This window comes from Plantibacter sp. VKM Ac-2885 (genome assembly GCF_015351205.1).
Taxonomy (GTDB): Bacteria; Actinomycetota; Actinomycetes; order Actinomycetales; family Microbacteriaceae; genus Plantibacter; species Plantibacter auratus.
Window position 1 is genome coordinate 521,339 of record NZ_JADKSK010000002.1, and the last position, 20,278, is coordinate 541,616.

21 protein-coding genes and 1 tRNA gene are annotated in these 20,278 nt (G+C 69.4%); 16 read left to right on the top strand and 6 right to left on the bottom strand.

Going from position 1 to position 20,278, the window contains the following annotated elements:
* Window positions 1–3 precede the first annotated feature (3 nt).
* Window positions 4–1,077, bottom strand: a complete 1,074-nt coding sequence (locus ITJ66_RS15070; protein ID WP_191941770.1) for an alkene reductase — start codon at window positions 1,075–1,077, stop codon at window positions 4–6.
* A 271-nt stretch (window positions 1,078–1,348) separates the two neighbouring features.
* Between ITJ66_RS15070 and ITJ66_RS15075 the strand changes: the two genes are divergently transcribed.
* A complete protein-coding gene (locus tag ITJ66_RS15075) occupies window positions 1,349–2,617 on the top strand; it encodes a low temperature requirement protein A (protein ID WP_194645132.1) in 1,269 nt (422 codons plus the stop codon).
* Here ITJ66_RS15075 and ITJ66_RS15080 read toward each other — a convergent pair.
* Complete coding sequence (locus tag ITJ66_RS15080) at window positions 2,592–3,152, bottom strand: DUF805 domain-containing protein (RefSeq protein ID WP_194645133.1); 561 nt, start codon at window positions 3,150–3,152, stop codon at window positions 2,592–2,594. The two genes, ITJ66_RS15075 and ITJ66_RS15080, sit on opposite strands and share 26 nt — an antisense overlap.
* Before the next feature lie 140 nt (window positions 3,153–3,292).
* Here ITJ66_RS15080 and ITJ66_RS15085 point away from each other — a divergent pair, with 140 nt between their 5' ends.
* The 9 genes from ITJ66_RS15085 (at window position 3,293) to ITJ66_RS15125 (ending at window position 11,174) form a co-directional block, all read left to right on the top strand.
* Window positions 3,293–3,892: a hypothetical protein gene (locus ITJ66_RS15085; RefSeq protein WP_194645134.1), complete on the top strand. Its 600-nt coding sequence runs from the start codon at window positions 3,293–3,295 to the stop codon at window positions 3,890–3,892.
* Window positions 3,893–3,973: 81 nt separating this feature from the next.
* Window positions 3,974–5,329 carry a signal peptidase I gene (locus ITJ66_RS15090; protein WP_194645135.1) on the top strand — a complete coding sequence of 452 codons (1,356 nt, stop codon included), beginning with the start codon at window positions 3,974–3,976 and terminating at the stop codon, window positions 5,327–5,329.
* Between the two features lie 173 nt (window positions 5,330–5,502).
* A tRNA-Trp gene (locus ITJ66_RS15095) sits at window positions 5,503–5,575 on the top strand.
* A gap of 41 nt (window positions 5,576–5,616) precedes the next feature.
* The gene (secE, locus tag ITJ66_RS15100) at window positions 5,617–5,889 is read left to right on the top strand and encodes a preprotein translocase subunit SecE (RefSeq protein WP_079706702.1); all 273 of its coding nucleotides are present in this window, start codon (window positions 5,617–5,619) and stop codon (window positions 5,887–5,889) included.
* Window positions 5,890–6,028: 139 nt separating this feature from the next.
* Window positions 6,029–6,991 carry a transcription termination/antitermination protein NusG gene (nusG, locus tag ITJ66_RS15105; RefSeq protein ID WP_079706703.1) on the top strand — a complete coding sequence of 321 codons (963 nt, stop codon included), beginning with the start codon at window positions 6,029–6,031 and terminating at the stop codon, window positions 6,989–6,991.
* Window positions 6,992–7,084: 93 nt separating this feature from the next.
* Window positions 7,085–7,516 (top strand): 50S ribosomal protein L11, encoded by a 432-nt coding sequence (gene rplK, locus ITJ66_RS15110; protein WP_056014074.1) that lies wholly within the window; start codon window positions 7,085–7,087, stop codon window positions 7,514–7,516.
* A gap of 114 nt (window positions 7,517–7,630) precedes the next feature.
* A complete protein-coding gene (gene rplA, locus ITJ66_RS15115; protein WP_079706704.1) occupies window positions 7,631–8,320 on the top strand; it encodes a 50S ribosomal protein L1 in 690 nt (229 codons plus the stop codon).
* A gap of 79 nt (window positions 8,321–8,399) precedes the next feature.
* Window positions 8,400–8,957, top strand: a complete 558-nt coding sequence (locus ITJ66_RS15120) for an N-acetyltransferase (RefSeq protein WP_194645136.1) — start codon at window positions 8,400–8,402, stop codon at window positions 8,955–8,957.
* A 165-nt stretch (window positions 8,958–9,122) separates the two neighbouring features.
* On the top strand, window positions 9,123–11,174 hold the full coding sequence (locus ITJ66_RS15125) for a hypothetical protein (RefSeq protein WP_194645137.1): 2,052 nt from the start codon (window positions 9,123–9,125) through the stop codon (window positions 11,172–11,174).
* Between the two features lie 33 nt (window positions 11,175–11,207).
* Here ITJ66_RS15125 and ITJ66_RS15130 read toward each other — a convergent pair whose 3' ends face one another.
* Window positions 11,208–12,164 (bottom strand): NADP-dependent oxidoreductase, encoded by a 957-nt coding sequence (locus ITJ66_RS15130; RefSeq protein WP_191942133.1) that lies wholly within the window; start codon window positions 12,162–12,164, stop codon window positions 11,208–11,210.
* A 301-nt stretch (window positions 12,165–12,465) separates the two neighbouring features.
* Between ITJ66_RS15130 and ITJ66_RS15135 the strand changes: the two genes are divergently transcribed.
* Window positions 12,466–13,095: a Pr6Pr family membrane protein gene (locus ITJ66_RS15135; RefSeq protein ID WP_194645138.1), complete on the top strand. Its 630-nt coding sequence runs from the start codon at window positions 12,466–12,468 to the stop codon at window positions 13,093–13,095.
* Window positions 13,092–13,865: a DUF998 domain-containing protein gene (locus ITJ66_RS15140; protein WP_194645139.1), complete on the top strand. Its 774-nt coding sequence runs from the start codon at window positions 13,092–13,094 to the stop codon at window positions 13,863–13,865. The genes ITJ66_RS15135 and ITJ66_RS15140 overlap by 4 nt, the downstream gene beginning before the upstream one ends.
* On the opposite strand, the gene ITJ66_RS15145 is transcribed toward ITJ66_RS15140, so the two are convergent.
* Both ITJ66_RS15145 and ITJ66_RS15150 read right to left on the bottom strand, forming a co-directional pair.
* Window positions 13,832–15,058, bottom strand: coding sequence for an ROK family transcriptional regulator (locus ITJ66_RS15145; protein ID WP_194645140.1), 1,227 nt, complete (start codon window positions 15,056–15,058; stop codon window positions 13,832–13,834). The two genes, ITJ66_RS15140 and ITJ66_RS15145, sit on opposite strands and share 34 nt — an antisense overlap.
* A gap of 42 nt (window positions 15,059–15,100) precedes the next feature.
* The gene (locus tag ITJ66_RS15150) at window positions 15,101–15,763 is read right to left on the bottom strand and encodes a YqaJ viral recombinase family protein (RefSeq protein WP_194645141.1); all 663 of its coding nucleotides are present in this window, start codon (window positions 15,761–15,763) and stop codon (window positions 15,101–15,103) included.
* Window positions 15,764–15,917: 154 nt separating this feature from the next.
* Between ITJ66_RS15150 and ITJ66_RS15155 the strand changes: the two genes are divergently transcribed.
* Genes ITJ66_RS15155 through ITJ66_RS15170 form a run of 4 tightly spaced genes read left to right on the top strand, consistent with a single transcriptional unit; the run spans window position 15,918 to window position 19,916 of the window.
* Complete coding sequence (locus tag ITJ66_RS15155) at window positions 15,918–16,664, top strand: TIM barrel protein (protein WP_194645142.1); 747 nt, start codon at window positions 15,918–15,920, stop codon at window positions 16,662–16,664.
* A complete protein-coding gene (locus tag ITJ66_RS15160; RefSeq protein ID WP_138945157.1) occupies window positions 16,661–17,770 on the top strand; it encodes a Gfo/Idh/MocA family protein in 1,110 nt (369 codons plus the stop codon). Before ITJ66_RS15155 ends, ITJ66_RS15160 begins: the two co-directional genes overlap by 4 nt.
* On the top strand, window positions 17,767–18,885 hold the full coding sequence (locus ITJ66_RS15165) for a Gfo/Idh/MocA family protein (RefSeq protein WP_194645143.1): 1,119 nt from the start codon (window positions 17,767–17,769) through the stop codon (window positions 18,883–18,885). The genes ITJ66_RS15160 and ITJ66_RS15165 overlap by 4 nt, the downstream gene beginning before the upstream one ends.
* Complete coding sequence (locus ITJ66_RS15170) at window positions 18,882–19,916, top strand: sugar phosphate isomerase/epimerase (protein ID WP_064294543.1); 1,035 nt, start codon at window positions 18,882–18,884, stop codon at window positions 19,914–19,916. Before ITJ66_RS15165 ends, ITJ66_RS15170 begins: the two co-directional genes overlap by 4 nt.
* Before the next feature lie 66 nt (window positions 19,917–19,982).
* Here the strand turns inward: ITJ66_RS15170 and ITJ66_RS15175 are convergent, their stop codons facing one another.
* Window positions 19,983–20,243, bottom strand: coding sequence for a hypothetical protein (locus ITJ66_RS15175; RefSeq protein WP_064294542.1), 261 nt, complete (start codon window positions 20,241–20,243; stop codon window positions 19,983–19,985).
* Window positions 20,244–20,278 lie beyond the last annotated feature (35 nt).

Genomic DNA, 20,278 nt, shown 5'->3' on the forward strand with positions numbered 1-20,278 from the left:
TGATCAGCTCGCGAGGCGCGGGTAGTCGGTGTAGCCCTCGGCGCCCGGGCCGTAGAAGGTGGCCGGGTTCGGCGTGTTCTCCTCGTGCTCGCCCGCCCAACGCTCGACGAGGTCGGGGTTCGCGATGGCGAGACGCCCGACGGCGACGGCGTCGGCGTGCGCGTGCTCGACGAGGGCGATCGCCTCGTCGCGCGTCGTGACGGTGCCGAAGCCGCTGTTGACGATGAGCTTGCCGCCGAAGTGACCGCGCAGGTCCTGGACGAGCGCGCCGGCCGGGTCCTCGTGGAGGATGCTGAGGTAGGCGAGGCCGAGCGGTGCCAGGGCGTCGAGCAGTGCCTCGTAGGTCGCGCGGACGTCGGCCTCGTCGGTCTCCGCCGTGTCACCGGCGCCGTTCATCGGGGAGATGCGGATGCCGACGCGCGCTGCACCGACCGCCTCGGCGACGGCGCTGACGACCTCGGCGACGTACGACGCGCGAGCCTCCGGGCTGCCTCCGGCGCGGTCGTCGCGCACGTTGGAGACGGGGGAGAGGAACTGGTGCAGCAGGTAGCCGTTCGCGGCGTGCAGCTCGACGCCGTCGAGTCCTGCCTCGATCGCGTTGCGGGCGGCCTGGACGAACTCCTCGCGGACCGTGTCGAGCTCCTCGGTGGTCAGCGCGTGCGGGACGGGGTACGGCTGGGCGCCCGCCGGTGTCCGGACCTCGCCGGCGATGGCGATCGCGCTCGGCGCGACGATGCGGTCGGTGCCAGTGATGTCGGTGTGCGAGACACGGCCACCGTTCATGAGCTGCATGACGATGAGCCCGCCTGCGCCGTGCACGGCCTCCGCGACGCCCCGCCAGCCCTCGACCTGCTCGGGGGTGACGATGCCGGGCTGGCCCGGGTAGGAGCGCGACTCGGCGCTCGGGTAGGTGCCCTCCGTGATGATGAGCCCGAGTCCTGCGCGCTGGCTGTAGTGCTCGGCGACGAGGTCGCCGGGGACGCCGTCGGCTCCGGACCGCATGCGGGTGAGCGGGGCCATGACGACGCGGTTGGCGAGTTCGAGATCGCCGAGTCGGACGGGGGCGAAGAGATCCATACGGGTGATGCCTTTCGTGGGGGTGCGGCACGCGGACGACGCGGCCTCCGGACGCAACCCGCCGGTGACCGTCGATATTCCGATGATGCTTCTGGACCTTGTGCATCTGGAATACTTCTTGCTACGCTCGCAGGGTGGTCGTCGGGCTCTGTCCCCGCAGCTCGCGACGAGCACGACCCGGTGTCGACGAATCCGAGGGGGAGGCGTCGGCACCGGGACCCCTCCTCGGTCGCTCCCCGGATCTCCGTGGAATGCCTGCCAGGATACGAAGATGCCCGCCCCCAGATTCGGCCTCGTCTCCGATCTCCGTCGTCCGGAGTCCGGTGAACGCGCCGAGCGCGTCACCTTCGTCGAGTTGTTCTTCGACCTCGTCTTCGTCTTCGCGCTCACCCAGCTGAGCAAGCTCATCGCCGACGACCAGAGCATCACCGCCGCCCTCGAGTCGATCGTCCTCATCCTGGCGCTCTGGTGGTCCTGGGTGTCCACGAGCTGGGTGACGAATTGGCTCGACCCGGAACGGCTCGCGGTGCGACTCGCGCTCATCGGCTTCGGCCTGTTGGCGTTCGTCGCGGCGGTGTCGGTGTCGGCGTCGTTCACCGACCGCGCGCTGGCGTTCGCCGTCGCCTACGTCGCGCTCCAGCTCGTCCGGACGCTGTTCATGGTCGTGGCGACCTGGCGGCACGACCGCGACGTGGCCCTGAGTTTCGCGCGCGTCCTCGTCTGGACCGCGTTCGCCGCGGTCTTCTGGATCGCCGGCGCGCTGGTGCCGGCCGACTGGCAACTGGCGTTCTGGATCTGCGCCGTCGCCATCGAGTACGGCGGCGGGGCGCTCGGATTCCGGCTGCCGGGTGTGCGGGCCTCGAAGGTCGAGAGCTGGGAGCTCTCCGGTGCGCACCTCTCCGAGCGGGCGTCGCTCTTCATCATCATCGCGATCGGCGAGTCACTGCTCGTCACCGGGTTCGCGTTCGTCGAGCTCGAGACGTCGGCCGCCGCCGTCGTCGGGATGCTGAGTGCCTTCGTCTCCGCGGTCGCGCTGTGGTGGTTGTACTTCCACCGCACGGAGGCGGCAGGACGCCGAGCGGTGGAGGCCGCCGAGGAGGAGGGCGACCGCGCCGACCGCGACGGAGGCCGACCCGGGCGACGGGGGCCGGGCCGTCTCGGACGCATCGCGCGCGACGGATACAGCTACGCCCACGTCGTGATCGTCGCCGGGATCGTGCTCGTCTCGGTGGGGGACAAGGAGATCCTCGACCGACCGGCCGACGCCGTCGAACTCGCCGCGGGCGTCGTCATCCTCGGCGGACCGGTCCTCTACCTGCTCGGGCTGTCGCTGTTCCGGTTCGTCGTCGACCGTGCCGTCCCCCTCGCGCCGGTCATCGGCCTCGCGATGCTCGCGGGCTGCGCGGTCGCCGCGTTCCTCGCCCCACAGCTCGGGGAACTCGTCCTCGGGTGTCTCTGCACGGTGGTGCTCGTCCTCGCCGCGATCGCCGACACGGTCCTCCCGAACCGGCGGGTCACTGCGGAGCGTCGGCCGGCTTGATCTGGGCGCCCTCGCGGTTCGGCCCCGTGTCGTAGCGGGCACCGCCCGGGTCACTCGGCTGCGCCGCGAGCCAGATGAAGAAGAACCACCCGAAGATCGGGACCAGGTTGATGAGCTGCCACCAGCCGCTGTGGTCCGTGTCGTGCATGCGGCGTGCGTTCAGCGACAGCCCCGGGATGATCGTCGCGAGACCCCAGATCCCCGACAGGATGCTCTGGACGCCCCAGGCGGGGCCTTCGGTGACCTGACCCTCCCAGAAACCGGCCGTCACCCCGGTCGCGACGTCGACACCGCGTCCGATCACCAGGAGTGCGGTGACGATGACGGCGTGGACGACCACCCACCACCAGAACTCGCTCCGGCTGGCCCGCCCGGTGAAGATCGGATACCGCTTCCAGAAGCGGAGGAACGCTTGGATCGGGCCGGCGCCCGGGAGCGGGCTGTCATCCGCGAACCGGGCCGGGATCCGGCGATCGTCCTCTCGGTTCGTCTCCGCCGCCTTCGCGGTCACTGCGTGTTCGTCTGCGCTGCTCATCGGTCCCCCTGGGTCGAGTCGTCGTGCATTCGTGCGTCCACCCTACCGACATCGCCGGCACATGTTGTATTTCAGCACAATATATGGAATATTAGTTGTACAACACGTGCCGATTTCGGCCCCGACCCTGGAGAATCACCATGACCACCGCCCTGTCCCCTCGATCCCGCCGCCTCGTCCGCTGGGCCGCGCTACCCGTCGCCGTCCTGGCGAGCGGCGTCATCGTCTCGACCGCCTCCTACGCCGCCTTCACCTCGTCGACCGACAACTCCGGCAACGCCTGGAGTGCCGGAGCGATCGCGCTGAGCGATGACGACTCGGGCGCCGCGATGTTCGCCGCGGACGACCTGCAGCCCGGCTCGACCGGCGAGAACTGCATCGCCGTCACCTCGGACGGTTCGCTGGCGTCCGACATCCGCCTCTATGCGGACAACGCGGCGCAGACGCAGGACCTCGACCAGTACCTCCAGCTCGAGATCGTCCAGGGCGCCGGCGGCGGCTACGGGTCCTGCGAGGACTTCGTCCCCGCGACCACGGGTGCGTCCGTCTACAGTGGCACCCTCGCCGGCCTCGCGACCACTGCGGTCGACCACGCGTCCGGACTCGGCTCGTGGGCCTCCGTCGGCGGCGGCGAGGAGCGGGTCTTCAAGGTCTCGTACACCCTGTCCGCGGACGCCCCGAACACCGTCCAGGGCGGCTCCGCAGGTCTCGACCTCGTGTGGGAGGGTCGCACCTCCTAGGCGATCCCGGTGCTCCCGTCCCGCTGACGGGAGCACCCTGGCCCGCACGTCCCCGTCCACCTCGTCCCTCCGGGAGCTCTCATGGAACCGTCATCCGCACGCCGGCGCATCGTGTCGTCCGGCATCGTGGTCGTCGCCCTCGGTGCGCGCGTCCTCGCGTTGCTCGCGCTGTGCCTCCTGGCGTGGGCGGCCGTGCCGAAGCTCGTCGGGTGGATGCCGACCACCGTGGCGTCAGGTTCCATGGAGCCGCGCGTCCTGGCGGGCGACGTCGTCGTCTCGATGCCGATCGACGGCTCCGACGCCGCGGCAGGACAGGTGGTCCTCGTCGACGATCCGGGCGAGGACGACGCGCTGCTCCTGCACCGCGTCGTCGAGCGGGAGGCGGAGGGGCTCCGCCTCAAGGGTGACGCGAACCGGCAACCGGATCGACAGCTCGTCCAGGACGAAGCCGTTCGCGGCGTCGGCGTCCTCCGAGTCCCGTACATCGGCCTTCCCATCGTCTGGGCGAACGAGGGTGCCTGGGTTCCCCTGGCGCTCTCCGCGGCGCTCGCGGCGGCGACCCTCGGGGCGATCGCAGCCACGCGGCGGTACCTCGTCGAGGATCGCGACGCCACCGCGCCGATCGGTCGAGTGCGTCGGGTCGCCCCGATCGGCGGCGCCGCCCTGGCGGGGGTCCTGGCCGTCGTGTCGGTGCTGCCGACCGCTGGCGCGAACTGGCAGAGCTTCGCCGGTGCCGCCGACAACCGCCTCGGCGCGGGGTCCTTCTCGTGCCTCGGGCAGCCGTTGGGCTCGCCCGATTTCCGACTGGACTTCAGCGAGGCCGACGGGGCAGAGGTCGTGAACAGCGGAACCGGCAGTGGCATCGCGCAGCTGGGCGGCACGGCGGAGCGCGTCGGCGGTGGCTGCGGCGACAGTCCGTTCGTCCGACTCGACGGCCAGGCCGGTCAGGTGGTCACCATGCCGCAGCTTCCGCAGCAGACCACCTTCACGCTCGAGACCTGGTTCCGGACCACTGAGTCGCAGGGCAAGCTGATCGGCTTCGGGAACGCGCAGACCGTCCCGTCCAGCGCGCATGACCGCCACCTCTACATCGACCGGGACGGCCGTCTCGTCTTCGGGACGTGGAGCGGTTCGCCGCAGACGATCGTGACGCCGGACGCGGTCACGGACGGACGGTGGCACCACGTCATGGCGACCATGTCGACCACGGACGGCATGCGTCTCTACCTCGACGGCGCACTGGTCGGAACGAATTCGAACACGGTGCTGCAGAGCTACCGGGGGTATTGGCGCATCGGCCACGACACGATCGCGTCCACCTGGCCTGGTGCGCCCTCCTCTGCCTGGTTCGCCGGAGATCTCGACGGCGTCGGGATCCACTCGCGGGTGCTGTCGGCCGAGGAAGCTGCCGAGCACGCAGCGGTCGGGCGCCCGTGAGGCGTGCGGCCGCGCGCATGCCGACGCCGGTTTTACAGCCGGGCGACCGTGCCGTACACTGGATGGAGGTAGTTGAAATCTGCCATGATTTTCTGCGCCTGTTTTCACCCGTGTGGTGAGGCAACGCTCAGGAGGTCAGGGTAGCTTCGACCCCTCCGGTGCGTCAGCACTGAAGGGCGGTGGCTCAATTGGTAGAGCAGCGGTCTCCAAAACCGCAGGTTGCAGGTTCAAGTCCTGTCCGCCCTGCGAGTCGGTGCGTATGCACCGGCACACGAAAGGTGTAACGAGTGGCCCCGAAGAGTACCGACACGCCCGGCGAGGACGTCGTCGTCAAGGCGAAGGCGGACCGTGCCGAACGGCGCGGCTTCTTCTCGGGCATCGTCCTGTTCCTGAAGCAGGTCTTCGCGGAACTCAAGAAGGTCGTCACGCCGACGCGGAAGGAACTCCTCAGCTACACGGCTGTGGTGCTCGTCTTCGTCTGCATCATGATGGCGCTCGTCTACGGCATCGACTTCGTCTTCGCCTGGGTCGTCACGCTGGTGTTCGGTACCGCGAGCTAGTTCCGCTCAGGTTCCGGTGCTCCGGTCCGGCACCCGGGTTCCACAATCACAGACGGCGACGCAGTCGTCACGCGCCAGGATCTGGCGCCGCGGTCGGGGATCACCCACGATCCGCACAACAGAAACGGAATGGAAATCAGTGTCTGAGCGAAACTCGAACGACGTCGACTGGGCAACCGCTGCCGAGCAGTCCTCGGAGGACGACGAGGCCCAGGAGGGCAACGTGCTCTCGGCCGACGAGCACTCCGTCGACCCCGCTGAGCACAACGCCGTCCACGTCGAGGAGACCGGCGACACCGAGGTCGACCTCGACGCCGTGCTCGACGCGATGGCCGAGGCCGTCGACCCCGAGGCCGACGCCGTCGTCGACGACGCCCTCGAGCTCGACGAAGCAGCCGAGGTCGAAGCCGCAGCGGAGGCCATCGCCGAAGAAGAGGCAGACCCCACCGACGCCGACGCCGAGCCCGCCGAGGAGTCCGAGGAAGACCCCTACGACGCGTTCCGCAAGGAACTCCGCTTCCTGCCCGGCAAGTGGTACGTCATCCACTCCTACGCCGGTTTCGAGCGCAAGGTGAAGGCCAACATCGAGCAGCGCAAGTCGACGCTCGAGGTCGCGGACTACATCTACCAGGTCGAGGTCCCCATGGAAGACGTGGTCGAGATCAAGAACGGCCAGCGCAAGATGGTCACCCGTGTGCGCATCCCCGGCTACGTGCTCGTCCGCATGGACCTCAACGAGGACAGCTGGTCGGTCGTCCGCCACACGCCTGGCGTCACCGGCTTCGTCGGCAACGCGCACAACCCCACGCCGCTCCGCTTCGAAGAGTCCTTCAACATGTTGAAGTCGCTCGTCGAGGTCAAGGAGACCGCGCCCGTCAAGGGCTCCGGCACCAAGGGCAGCGCAACGCAGCAGCGTGTCATCCCCGCCGAGGTCGACTTCGAGATCGGCGAGACCATCACGATCAAGGAAGGCTCGTTCGCGGGCCTCCCCGGCTCCATCAGCGAGATCAAGCCCGAGAGCGGCAAGCTCACGGTGCTCGTCTCCCTCTTCGAGCGCGAGACGCCGGTCGAGCTCAGCTTCGACCAGGTCACCAAGCTCTAAGCCGCACGGCTCCACAGTCCACCGCCGCCCGACGGGCGCGCGGGAGAGCGCACATCATCCGATGGCGTTCGAACCCCAGAAGAAGGAAGAAACATGGCACCGAAGAAGAAGGTCACGGGTCTCATCAAGCTGCAGATCCAGGCCGGCGCCGCAAACCCTGCTCCCCCCATCGGCCCCGCCCTTGGTCAGCACGGCGTCAACATCATGGAGTTCTGCAAGGCGTACAACGCGGCCACCGAGTCGCAGCGCGGCAACGTCATCCCCGTCGAGATCACCGTCTACGAGGACCGTTCGTTCACCTTCATCCTGAAGACCCCGCCCGCAGCGGAGCTCATCAAGAAGGCCGCCGGCGTCGCCAAGGGCTCCGGTACCCCGCACACCGTCAAGGTCGCGAAGCTCACCAAGGAGCAGGTCCGTCAGATCGCCGAGCAGAAGGCTCCCGACCTGAACTCGAACGACATCGACGCAGCCGCGAAGATCATCGCCGGCACCGCCCGCTCCATGGGCATCACGGTCGAGGGCTAGTCCTTCCGAACCGCACGGGGTGAGCCGTCCAGGCCACACCCTCGCACCTTTCTTTTTCACTCGTGGCAGCGCCGGCCAGGCGCAGATGACCACATTTCTCATAGGAGAACACACATGGCACAGAAGTCGAAGGCCTACCGGGCCGCAGCCGAGAAGATCGAGGCTGACAAGTTCTACACCCCGAACGAGGCCGTCGCCCTCGCCAAGGAGACCGGTTCCGCCAAGTTCAACAGCACCGTCGAGGTCGCCCTCAAGCTCGGTGTCGACCCGCGCAAGGCGGACCAGATGGTCCGCGGCACGGTCATCCTCCCGCACGGCACGGGCAAGACCGCCCGCGTCATCGTCTTCGCGACGGGCCCGGCAGCGGAGGCCGCGATCGCGGCCGGTGCTGACGAGGTCGGCGGCGACGAGCTCATCGCGAAGGTCGCCGAGGGCTACACCTCGTTCGACTCCGCGGTCTCCACCCCGGAGCTCATGGGTAAGGTCGGTCGTCTCGGTAAGGTCCTCGGTCCCCGTGGCCTCATGCCGAACCCCAAGACCGGCACCGTGACGCCGGACGTGGCCAAGGCCGTGTCCGACATCAAGGGCGGCAAGATCGAGTTCCGCGTCGACAAGCACTCCAACGTGCACTTCGTCGTCGGCAAGGCCTCGTTCGACGCATCGCAGCTCGAGGAGAACATCAACACCGCGCTCGAGGAGATCCTCCGCCTCAAGCCGTCCTCCTCGAAGGGCCGTTACATCCAGAAGGGCGCCGTGTCGACCACGTTCGGCCCCGGCATCCCGCTGGACGTCAACTCCATCTAGTCTCACCAGTACGAAGGCCCGGTCGCGTCATGCGACCGGGCCTTCGCCGTTCTCCGGGGTGGCGTCGTACGATGCAGGGATGGTCTCCACCCGCACTGCTCAGGCCGACGACGCCGCCACCCTCGGCACGCTCGCCGCAGCGACCTTCGCCCTCGCCTGCCCACCCGGCACCGCGCAGGAGCACATCGACGCGTTCATCGCCGAGCACTTCACCCTCGACCGGTTCACCGGCTACCTGGCAGATCCCGGACGCGCGCTCCGGCTCCTCGTCGACGACGATGACGGCACGGCCATCGGCTACACGATGCTCGTCTTCGGTGATCCGATCGACCCCGACGTGCTCGCCGCGGTCACGCACCGCCCGACAGCGGAACTCAGCAAGCTGTACGTGCTCCCCGCGAGCCACGGTGCCGGCGGAGCGCGCACGCTCATGGAGGCGACGCTCGACGACGCCCGGTCGCGCGGGGCGCGATCGGTGTGGCTCGGGGTGAACCAGCAGAACGCCAGGGCGATCCGGTTCTACGGCAAGAGCGGGTTCGCGATCGTCGGGACGAAGACCTTCCTCGTCGGACCCGAACGGCACGACGACTTCGTGATGGAGCGGCGGGTGGACGAGGACGCGGTGCCGCGGGGGTGACCCGGACGGGTGCTGCTCCAGACGTGCGGCCAAGGCGGTCACCTGATATGTTGGCGTCTGGCATGTGACAAAGGGTCGTGGTTTCCGACCCGAGCTCCTGCCTGGGGCCCGCCGCAGTTGTGCCGTCGGGCCTCCTGGACGACCACGAAAGGACGCTTCCTCCCTATGAAGCTGCACTCCGCCCTGTCGCTCTTCGTGCTGACGGCGATCACCGCCACCGCGCTCGTCTCCGGCCCGGCGTCGGCGGATCCCGCCCCCGTCTCCGGTGACGAGGCGGCGGCGGTCACGGCGAACCAGCCGCGCCTCCGAGGCAAGTTCGTGACCGATCCCTCGTGGTCCACGGGCTTCCACGGCTGGGCGCCGAGCGGTTCCATGCAATGGCTCACGCATCCGCAGTCGATCGGCACCGGTGGGCCGTACGGCCTGTCGTATGAGGCGGCGCTGGCTGCTGCGGCGACGGCGACCTTCCCGGCAGTCGGCACCAGCGGCCGGATCGAGATCAACGGCCAGTGCCTCACCACGGACCGGGGCGGTACGAGGACCGACCTCGTCCGTGTGGCGAGCTGCTCCTCGGCGAGCACCCAGTACACGATGGCCGCCGACGGATTCCTCACCGATCCGTCCGGCCGGCGACTGAACGTCCTCGGGGTCGGGTCGAAGGACATGCAACTCGGGTTCGGGCCGAACAACGATGCCGACGTCAGCAAGCTGGTCATGAGTCAGCTGGTACCCGACGTGTCCCCGTCGGCGTCCGTGTCCACCCCCACGGTCCAACAGGGCCAGTCCGTGCAGGTCCAGGCGACCTTCAACGCCGACGCGGGGGGCCAACGGATCGATGTGGTCCCACCTCGGGGCACGAGGATCACTGCTGTCGCGAACCCGGCATTCGGCCTGGATGGTGCCGGCATGGGTGGCAACCTGCCCGTCGGTACCACCGCGGTCACCTTCACCTTGACGGCGGACATCGACGCCGCGCTCGGCTCGGCGACCGGCGGCAGCATCACCTGGAGTCAGAACCGGGTGAAGCTCGCCGACTTCTCCGCGAACATCGTCGCGGCCCCGATCGCCCCGGGTGTGACGATCCCGAACGTCACGGTGAAGCAGGGGGATCCCGTGGAGGTGCCGGTCGCCTTCACCGAGACGGCCTCCGGCCAGGTCGAGATCATCCTCCCCGCCGGCCTCGAACCCGCTGGCGCCGCCCCCGCCGGATTCACCTGGAACGCGCAGCTCAACGGATTCGAGGGGACGCTCACGGGCGCCAACAGATCGTTCACCCTGTCGCTGGCGGCGAAGGCGGACACCGCCATCGGGACCTTCGACGGCGCGGTGCGAGCGACCGGCATCGACCAGGTGTGGAGCGCGACGATCGAATCGGGGACGCCCGCGCCGGACGCCCCGGTCGTCCTGCTCTCGCCCGCCGTCGGCGAGGTGCTCGAGCCGGGGGCGCCGGTCTTCTCCGGGACGGGGCAGCCTGGCGCGACCATCCGGGTTTACGGCGCCTGGGGCTCGCTCCTCGGCGAGGCCGTCGTGCAGGACGATACGACCTGGTCGTTGACCTGGAACAAGGCGCTGGCTCCTGGCACCTACACCGGAGGATCAGCCCGCCAGTACATCGAGGGAAAGCCGTTCACGAGCGTCCCGTACGACTTCCGGGTCGCGTGGCCGACTGTGGACCCGCTCGTCGTGACGTCGCCGACGACGGGCGCGACCATCGTCGAGACGACGCCCGTCTTCACGGGGACCGCGCAGCCGGGCGCCACCGTCGAGATCCGTGGTGTGTGGGGCGACCTGCTGGGCGCCGTCGAACGAGTCGCTGACGACGGACGCTGGACCATCACGTGGAACAAGACGCTGCTCCCCAACCGGTATGTGGGCGGCACCGTGAAACAGTTCGTGGACGGGAAGGAGACCCACTCGCTGCTCTACGACTTCACCATCGTCGTGCCGAGGCTCGAGGTCGTCTCGCCCGCCGTCGGCGGCACCATCACCGGCACCCGGCCGGTCTTCACCGGCACGGCGAACCCCGGTGCCGTGATCCAGATCCGCGGCGCGTGGGGCACCGATCTCGGAAGCATCACCGCCGACCCACAGGGGCGTTGGAGCATCACCTGGCCATCCGACTACCTCCCGGCCCGGTACTCCGGGGGTACCGTCACCGAAACCGTGGGAGGCAAGGTCATCCGGACGCTTCCGTACGACTTCACGCTCGCGCGTTAGTCGGCGGACGGACGGCCGGCTGCGCAGATGGACTCAGCCGTCGGCTACCTTCAGGACGATCTTGCCGCGTGAGTGCCCGCCCTCGAGGAGCACGTGGGCCTGCCGGACGGCGTCGAGGTCGAACACCTGGTCGACGAACACCCGGACGTCCCCGGACTCCAGCAGCCTGCTGATGGTGTCGAGCGTGGCACCGTCGGGTGCCACGGTGAACCGCGTCGCTCGGACGCCCGCGGCGCGGGCCTCCTCCTCGAGCGTCGGCCAGGAACCGGTCGGCGCGTTGATGATGAGCCCGCCGGGACGCAGGACGCGTAGGGAACGCGACCCCGTGTCCTCCACGGTGTTGCCCACGAGGTCGATCACGACGTCGACCTGGTCGACGACGTCCTCGAACCGGTGCAACTCGTGGTCGACCGCCTGATGGGCGCCGAGTTCGCGCAGCCAACCGACGTTCCGACCGGAGCCGGTGGCGATCACCCGCGCGCCGAAGTAGGTGGCGAACTGCACGGCGAAATGCCCGACACCGCCGCTCCCGGCGTGGATGAGGATGCGCTGCCCCTCGTGCGCCTTCGCGACGTCGACGACCATGCCCCATGCGGTGAGCGCGGCGAGGGGGACCCCGGCGGCCTCGACGTGCGACAGGGTCGTCGGCTTCCGCGTCAGGCTCAGAGAGGACACCGTGACGTACTCGGCGTAGCTGCCGCCCGTCCGCGGGAAGCTCGTCATGCCGTAGACCTCGTCGCCGGGCAGGAGACCGGCAGCGGCGAAGGGCGACTCGACCACGATGCCGCTGAAGTCGTACCCGAGGACGGCCGGCATCGCCGTGATGGAGGAGGAGACGCCCCGGCCCGCGCGGGTCTTGGCGTCGACCGGGTTCACGCCGGCCGCGACGACCTTCACGAGGAACTCCGCCATGACCGGACGCGGTGTCGGTACGGTCTCCATCCGGAGGACCTCAGGGCTGCCGACGGCGTCGATCACCGCGGCTCGCATGGTCTCCGGTGCTGGCTTCACCGCGTCCGCGGTTGTCGCCAGAGACCAGGAGTGTCCGACTCCTTGACGCATCGAGTACTCCTTCGTCGTTCATCCCCCGAAAGCTCCACCCGGCGGAGGTCGGCTCGGCGACGAGTCTCGCTCCGGTGCGTGGTCCGGCTCTGTTCTCATCAAAGCCGTCGAATGAGTCGGCGCTGTTACGGGGGTGTCAATTGGCTGGAAACGATTCCCTCTCTTCGGGGGACACGGCGGCCCGGCTGTCGCCTGATCCTCGGGCGCGTGCTTCCGATACAGTGGCGCAATGCGCGCACTGTTCGGAGTCATCAGGATCATCGCGGGTGGGGTGATCATCGCCGCCATCGTCGGCCAGTTCGTCTACACCCTGTCCTTCGGTGATGCGCCCGACGACTTCTTCGTCAACTTCTTCAGCTACTTCACGATCCTGTCGAACGCGCTGAGTGCGATCGTCCTGTTGGTCGGTGCCGGGTTCTGCTTCCGGCTGCGACGCGATCCGGCCTGGTACAACCTGGTCCTCGGCTGCGTCGTGACCTACATGGCGACCACGGGCGTCGTCTACAACCTGCTGCTCCGCGGCATCGCCCTCGACCAGGGGCACACCCTCGGCTGGTCGAACGAGGTGCTGCACCTCATCGCACCGATCTACCTGGTGCTCGTCTGGATCGTGACGCCCGGCAAGTCCCGCCTCGAATGGCGTCAGGTGTGGGCGATCATCGCGTTCCCGCTCGTCTGGACCGTCTACACGATGATCCGCGGATCGATCGTCGGCTGGTACCCGTACCCGTTCCTCAACCCGGCTCAGCCCGGCGGCTGGGGAGCCGTCATCGTCTACATGATCGCCATCGCCGGGTTCATCGGCCTGATGGGCTGCGCCGTCATCGCGTTGAGCCGGACGAGGCTCATCCGCGGATGACGGGGGCCACATCAGACCAGCGGATTCCTCGCCCCTCGGCGGTCCGCCGTCGCCGGTCCGTCGCCCTCGCGTTCGCGATCACCGGTGGCGTGCTCGTCGTGGTCGCCACGGTCATGATCTGGGCGGCGCGTCTCAGCCTCGGTAAGAACAGCTATGTGAGCGGCCTCGGTGCCACCGGCGAGGTGACGGCGCCGGTCTTCAACGCGGCACTGCTCATGGTCGCGGTCGGTGGTCTCAGCATCGCCGTAGCGCTGCAGCGAGTCGTCCCGTCCCGCGAGCCCGGTCAGCGCCGCACGAGGGTTGGACTGCTGCTCGTCCCCTGGCTGCTCGTGGGACTGTCGAGTCTGTGCTTCCTCGTGGCATCCCGGGTGACGTGCACCTACGAGTGCCCGATCCCGTCGAATCCGCTGTTCACGCTCCAGGACGCGGTGCACATCTCCTTCGCGGTGCTGGGCTTCGCCCTCGCCTGCCTGGCGATGATCGGGTCGGCCCTCGGATCCCGGCTGCGCGCCGTCCGGCGGCTGTCCTGGTTCGCCGGGTCCGCCGTCGCCGTGATCGCGGGGCTCGGCGGCCTGCTCTCGCTCGCCGAGGTCGGGCAGCAGGTCGGCAGTTGGTTGGAGTTCGCGGCGATGACCATCGCCCTGCTCTGGCTCGTCGGGTACGGCCTGGCGGAGGTGCTCGCCGTCGGGAAGACGGACGACACCGGACGCCCCGGTTCCGCAGTGGAGGACGCGCGTCAGGTCGATGCCGCGTCGAGCGCCCGGGGCTGAGTCATCGCGTCGATCGCCGGTGCGGACAGGGCGTCGCGCAGCACCATGATCGCCGCGCCCAACACCCCGGCCTCCTCGCCGGCCGTCGAGGTGACGATGCCGAGGTGCCCCGTGGCGAGCGGCATCGATCGACGGTAGACCACTTCGCGGACGCCGGTGAGGAGATGTTCCCCCGCCCGGGTCATCGTCCCACCGAGCACGATCACCGTCGGGTTCAGGAGGTTCACCACGACACTGAGCACTTCACCGATCTCCCGGCCGGCCTGCCGCGTGGTCTCGATGGCCGTCCGGTCGCCCGCGCGGATGAGCGCTGCGACGTCACGACTGCTCACGGCGTCGATCCCGTTGGCGCGGAGCTCGGTGGCGATCGCCGGCCCGCTCGCGATGGCCTCGAGGTCGCGCTCGTCGTCCGCTGCGCGCGGGGAGTCTCGGCCGACGGGGACCTGCACGTGCCCGATGTCGCCGGCCGCACCGAGTGCCCCGCGCTGCAGCTCGCCACCCGCGATGATGCCGGCACCGATACCCGTGGACACCTTCACGTAGACGAGGTCGTCGGTGTCCGGCCAGGAGATCGCGTGCTCGCCGAGCGCGAGGACGTTCACGTCGTTGTCGACGAGGACCGGGACGTCGATGGTCCGTCGGATGTAGGCGGGGACGTCGAAGCGGTCCCAGCCCGGCATGATCGGCGGGTTGGTCGGCCGTCCGGTGGAGTGCTCGACCGGCCCCGGGAGGCCGATCCCGATCCCGATGACCGGGGGAGCGACCGGCTGGGGTGTGGCCCAGGTCTGCGGAGCGGCCAACAGGGCCGACGCCGCTTCGACCACCCAGTCGAGGACGGGCTCGGGTCCTGCGGCGATCTGCAGCTCCGACCGGCTCGTCGCGAGGATCGCTCCGGACAGGTCGGTGACGGCCACCGTCCCGTGCGTCGCCCCCAGGTCGACGGCGACGACGACGCGCGCGAGCGGGTTGAATGCGATCCGTGCGGGCGGGCGACCACCCGAGGAGGCTGCCTCTCCAGCGGGACGGAGCAGGTCTGCGGCCACGAGGGCGTCGATCCGGAGGGAGACGGTGGAGCGGGCCAGGCCGGTCAGGGCGCACAACTCCGACTTCGTGCGTGCCTCACCGCCGCGGAAGAGTTGGAAGAGGTCGCCGGCGCCCGGTGCTCCGGGGGAGGGGCGTTGCGGCTCGGTCATGGCCACAGTCAACCACCTCGGCCGACTTCTGTCGACTTGTCGTCAGAAGTCGAGGCTCAGCAGGGGTTCCCGGAGCGGCCGCGTGACGGGCGCGGGCTCCGGAAGGGCCGGGCGCCGAGCGGCTGGATTGGTGCGGTGGTACAGCTCGTCGATGAGTGCGTTCGCGAGGCCGACCAGCTTCGCGATCTCGGCGTCGTCGCGCTCGACCCACCGACAGAGCGGTTCGTCGTCGATGGGGACGAAGTCCTTGTGCTCCTCCCAGACCACGAGCGTCCGCTCCGCGCCGATCACGTACTGCTGCCACCACACCTGACGTAGGTAGTTGCGAGGGATCGAGCGCCAGGACTTCGTCGTGGTCTTGATCTCCGCGAGCACGACGGCCCCGCGCTCGGTCACGGCGATGCCGTCGGGGGTGGCGAGGTGACGGTGTTCGACCTCGGCCCGGAAGAGCGCCGACGAGGGGTTGATCCCGTGCGTCGCGGCGACCCACCGGGCGATCTCAGGCTCGCGGGCGCGCCCGTGGTCGGTGAAGGCGTTGCCCGAGAAGCCCGTCCCGCCGAGCTTCGCGTCGGCCGCGCGCTGGATCGAGGCCGGGGTCGAGAGCGTGGCGACGTCGGTCGCGGTGATCCCGCGCGAACGAGCCCGCAACCACGAGATGCGGTCGCTGGAGTCAGCGACGATCCGGGAGAGCAGAGCTGAGTTCACCTCTCCATTGTCCCCCACGCTTCCGACTCCTGCGGTATTCGTCGCCGGGGGAGCGGCGACCGGTGGGAGACTTTTGTTTGACCACCGACAGAAGTGTGGTTAGCCTGGATCTCGCAGCAGCGGCTGCCTGACACCATCATCATTGAGGAGCATCGTGTCGACTTCCCAACTCTCTGTCCAGCTCTACTCGGTACGGGAGCCGCTCACCGCGGATCGTGCCGCAGCGCTGCAGCGCCTGACCGAGATCGGTTTCCGCCAGGCCGAGCCGTTCGGCTTCGGTCCCGGTGTCAGCCTGCAGGACATCCACGATGCCGGCCTCGTCACGCCGAGCGCGCACGGCAAGGTCATCGCCGACGACATCGACCTGTCGGCGGCCTTCGGCGCGGCGGCCGAGCAGGGCGTGCAGGTCCTCATCGATCCCGCCATCGCCGAAGAGCGCTTCGCCACGGCCGAGACGGTCGCGTCGATCGCCGACGAGCTGAACGCCGCGGCAGTGGTCGCCGCCGGTCACGGGGTCCAGGTGGGCTACCACAACCACTGGTGGGAGCTCGAGGGCGACGTCGCGGGCACCAGCCCGCTCGAGCACCTCGCCGCACTCACCGACCCGGCCGTCGTCTTCGAGGTCGACACCTACTGGGTCGAGGTCGGCGGACGCCGCGCGGTCGACGTCCTCGGTGCGATCGGCGATCGCGTGCGCTTCATCCACGTCAAGGACGGCGACGCCTCCCGCGACACGCTGAAGCAGCTGCCCGCGGGTGCCGGGGTCGTCCCGGTGCTCGACATCCTCGCCGCGGCACCGCAGGCCCTGCGCGTCGTCGAGTTCGACGCGTTCGATGGCGACATCTTCCAGGGGCTCCAGCAGAGCTTCACGTACCTCACCACGAACGGAGTCCAGGCATGAGCAACAGCACCGGAACGGTCGGTGTCGGCCTCATCGGCGCCGGCGTCATCAGCGACCAGTACCTCAGCAACCTGGTCACCTTCCCCGACCTCGACGTCCGGTTCGTCGCGGACCTCGACCTCGAGCGGGCGAAGACGCAGGCCGAGAAGTACGGGGTGCCCGGCCACGGCTCGGTCGCCGAGCTCCTGGCCGACCCCGAGATCGAGATCGTCGTCAACCTGACGATCCCGAAGGTCCACGTCGAGGTCGCCATGCAGATCCTCGACGCCGGTAAGCACGTGTGGAGCGAGAAGCCGTTCGCGCTCGACCGTGAGAGCGGGCAGGCCCTGCTGGCCGCCGCGACGGAGAAGGGGCTCCGCGTCGCCACGGCTCCGGACACCTTCCTCGGCGCCGGTATCCAGTCCGCCCGCCGACTCGTCGAGGCCGGTGGCATCGGCCAGCCCCTCACCGCGCTGACCCTCATGCAGAGCCCCGGCCCGGAGTCGTGGCACCCGAACCCCGACTTCCTGTTCCAGGACGGCGCCGGTCCGCTCTTCGACATCGGCCCGTACTACATCACGGCGCTCGTGCAGCTGTTCGGTCCGATCGCCCGTGTCACCGCGCTGGCCTCGCAGGCCTTCCCGCAGCGGACGATCGGATCCGGCCCGCGTGCGGGTCAGTCCTTCGACGTGACGGTGCCGACGCACGTGAGCGCCCTCTTCGAGTTCGAGAGCGGCCAGCTCGCGCAGAGCGTCTTCAGCTTCGACTCCAAGCTCGGCCGCACGCAGTTCGAGGTCGCCGGCTCGACCGGCACGCTCGTCGTCCCCGACCCGAACACCTTCGAGGGCGACCTGCTCGTCTACGGCGGTGGCGAGGAGCCCGAGTCGATCCCGTCGACCGGTCCGACGCAGGGTCGCGGAACCGGGGTGGTCGAGCTCGCCCAGGCGATCCGCGCCGGTCGCCCCGAGCGCGCCTCCGGTGAGCTCGCGTACCACGTGCTCGACGTGATGGTCTCGACGGCCGAGTCGGGTCTCAGCCGTACCTCGGTCGACGTCGTCAGCACCGTGGAACTCGCTCCCGCACTGCCAGAGTCGTGGACCCCGGCGGACGGCACCTTCGGAGCATGACCGTGGCCGGTCCCGGTATCGCGGTGGTGGGCGGTGGCTTCATGGCCACCGTCCACAGCCGGGCGGCCCGCGCTGCGGGTGCCCGGCTGGTCGGTGTCGTCGCCTCGACGCCCGAACGCTCGCGCGAGGTCGCCGCGAGTCTCGGGTTCGAGCGCGGATACGGCTCGCTCGACGAGCTGCTGGCCGACCCCTCGGTCGACGTGGTGCACGTCTGCACGCCGAACGCGCTCCACGCCGAGCAGGCCCTCGCGGCCATCGCGGCCGGCAAGCACGTCGTCTGTGAGAAACCCCTCGCGACCGACGCCGCGACCGCCGAGCGTCTCGTCGCCGCCGCGGCCGAGGCCGGTGTCGTCGGCACGGTGCCGTTCGTGTACCGCTTCCACCCGCTCGTCCGGGAGGCCCGCGCGCGTGTCGCCGCCGGTGACCTCGGGACCCTGCTCACGATCAGCGGGTCGTACCTCCAGGACTGGTTGCTCGCGCAGGCCGACGACAACTGGCGGGTCGACTCGGCGGCCGGCGGCCGTTCGCGCGCCTTCGCCGACATCGGTTCGCACCTCGTCGACCTCTTGGAGTTCATCACGGGCGCGCGCATCACCGAGCTGAGTTCGACGGTCCGCACCTTCTTCGCCGAACGCGCGAACACCCCGGAGGTCACGACCGAGGACGCGGCCGCGGTCGTCATCCGACTCGAGGGCGGTGCCATCGGCACACTGCTCGTCTCGCAGGTCGCGCCCGGTCGGAAGAACCGGCTGCACCTCGAGGTCGCCGGGACCGAGCTCAGCATCGGTTTCGACCAGGAAGCGCCCGAGACGCTGTGGCTCGGCCGTCGGTCGGGCACGCAGGTGTTGCCGCGCGACGCCGACCAGCTGCACCCGGACGCCGCACGCCTGTCCATCGTCCCCTCAGGGCACCCGATGGGCTACCAGGACGCCTTCAACGCCTTCGTGGCCGACAGCTACGCGGCGATGGCCGGACAGTCGCCGGACGGCCTGCCCGTCTTCGCCGACGGACTCCGCACCGCGCGCATCACCGAGGCCGTCCTCGACGCGGCCGACACCGGTCGCTGGGAAGCGATCGCCACCTCCACCGACGACGAGCAGAGGATCATCGCATGACCGACACCACCGACAAGCAGTACGCGAGCCGCCTCCCAGTGACCCTGTTCACCGGACAGTGGGCGGATCTCCCCTTCGAAGAGGTCGCCCGCCTCGCCGCCTCCTGGGGCTATGACGGCCTCGAGATCGCGGCCTCGGGCGACCACCTCGACCTGAAGCGCGCGGATGAGGACGACGCCTACCTGCAGTCCCGCCTCGACATCCTCGACCGGCACGGCCTCGAGGTCTTCGCGATCTCGAACCACCTCACCGGCCAGGCCGTGTGCGACGACCCGATCGACTTCCGTCACCAGGCGATCGTCCGCGACTACACCTGGGGCGACGGCGACGCGGAGGGGGTGCGTCAGCGCGCGGCCGAGGACATGAAGCGGTCCGCGCGGGTCGCGCGCAAGCTCGGCGTCGACACGGTCGTCGGCTTCACGGGGTCCAAGATCTGGCAGTACTCCGCGATGTTCCCGCCGGTGCCGGCTTCCGTCATCGACGCCGGGTACGAGGACTTCGCCACCCGCTGGAACCCGATCCTCGACGTCTTCGACGCCGAGGGGGTCCGCTTCGCCCACGAGGTGCACCCGTCCGAGATCGCCTACGACTACTGGACGAGTGTCCGCACCCTCGAGGCGATCGACCACCGCCCGGCCTTCGGCTTCAACTGGGACCCGTCGCACATGATGTGGCAGGGCGTCGACCCGGTGGGGTTCATCGTCGAGTTCGCGAACCGGATCTACCACGTCGACTGCAAGGACACGCGGATCCGGCCGGCCACCGGTCACGCCGGCATCGTCGGCTCGCACCTGCCCTGGGGCGACCCGCGACGCGGCTGGGACTTCGTGTCGACCGGTCACGGCGACGTGCCGTGGGAGGATGCCTTCCGTGCCCTGTCGAGCATCGGCTACGCCGGGCCGATCTCCATCGAGTGGGAGGACGCCGGCATGGACCGTCTGCACGGTGCCGAGGAGGCCGTCGGGTACATTCGGAACCTGCTTTGGAAGCTGCCCGAGCAGTCCTTCGACGCGGCGTTCAGCACACAGTAGCCCCGGTCCCTGAGCCGCTCCTTCGGTCCCTGAGCCGCTTCCTCGGTCCCTGAGCCTGTCGAAGGGCTACAACGCCTTCGCCGCCGCCACGAGCACCTGGTTGAGCGTGGGCGCCCCGGTCGCGCGGAACACCTCGGTGCCGTCGTCGGCCGTGATGATGACCGTCGGGGTGGAGCGGATGCCGTCGGCCTCCGCCTCCGCCGAACGGAAGGCGACGTCGCGCTCCTCGACGACGGCGCCGGCCACGAGTGCCGGGACCTCGGCCAGGACGGCGCGAGCCTGCATGCAGGGGGCGCAGAACGCGGAGGTGTACAGGGTGAGCTTCACATCTCGTCCAACGCGACCCGGCGGTCCGCCATTCC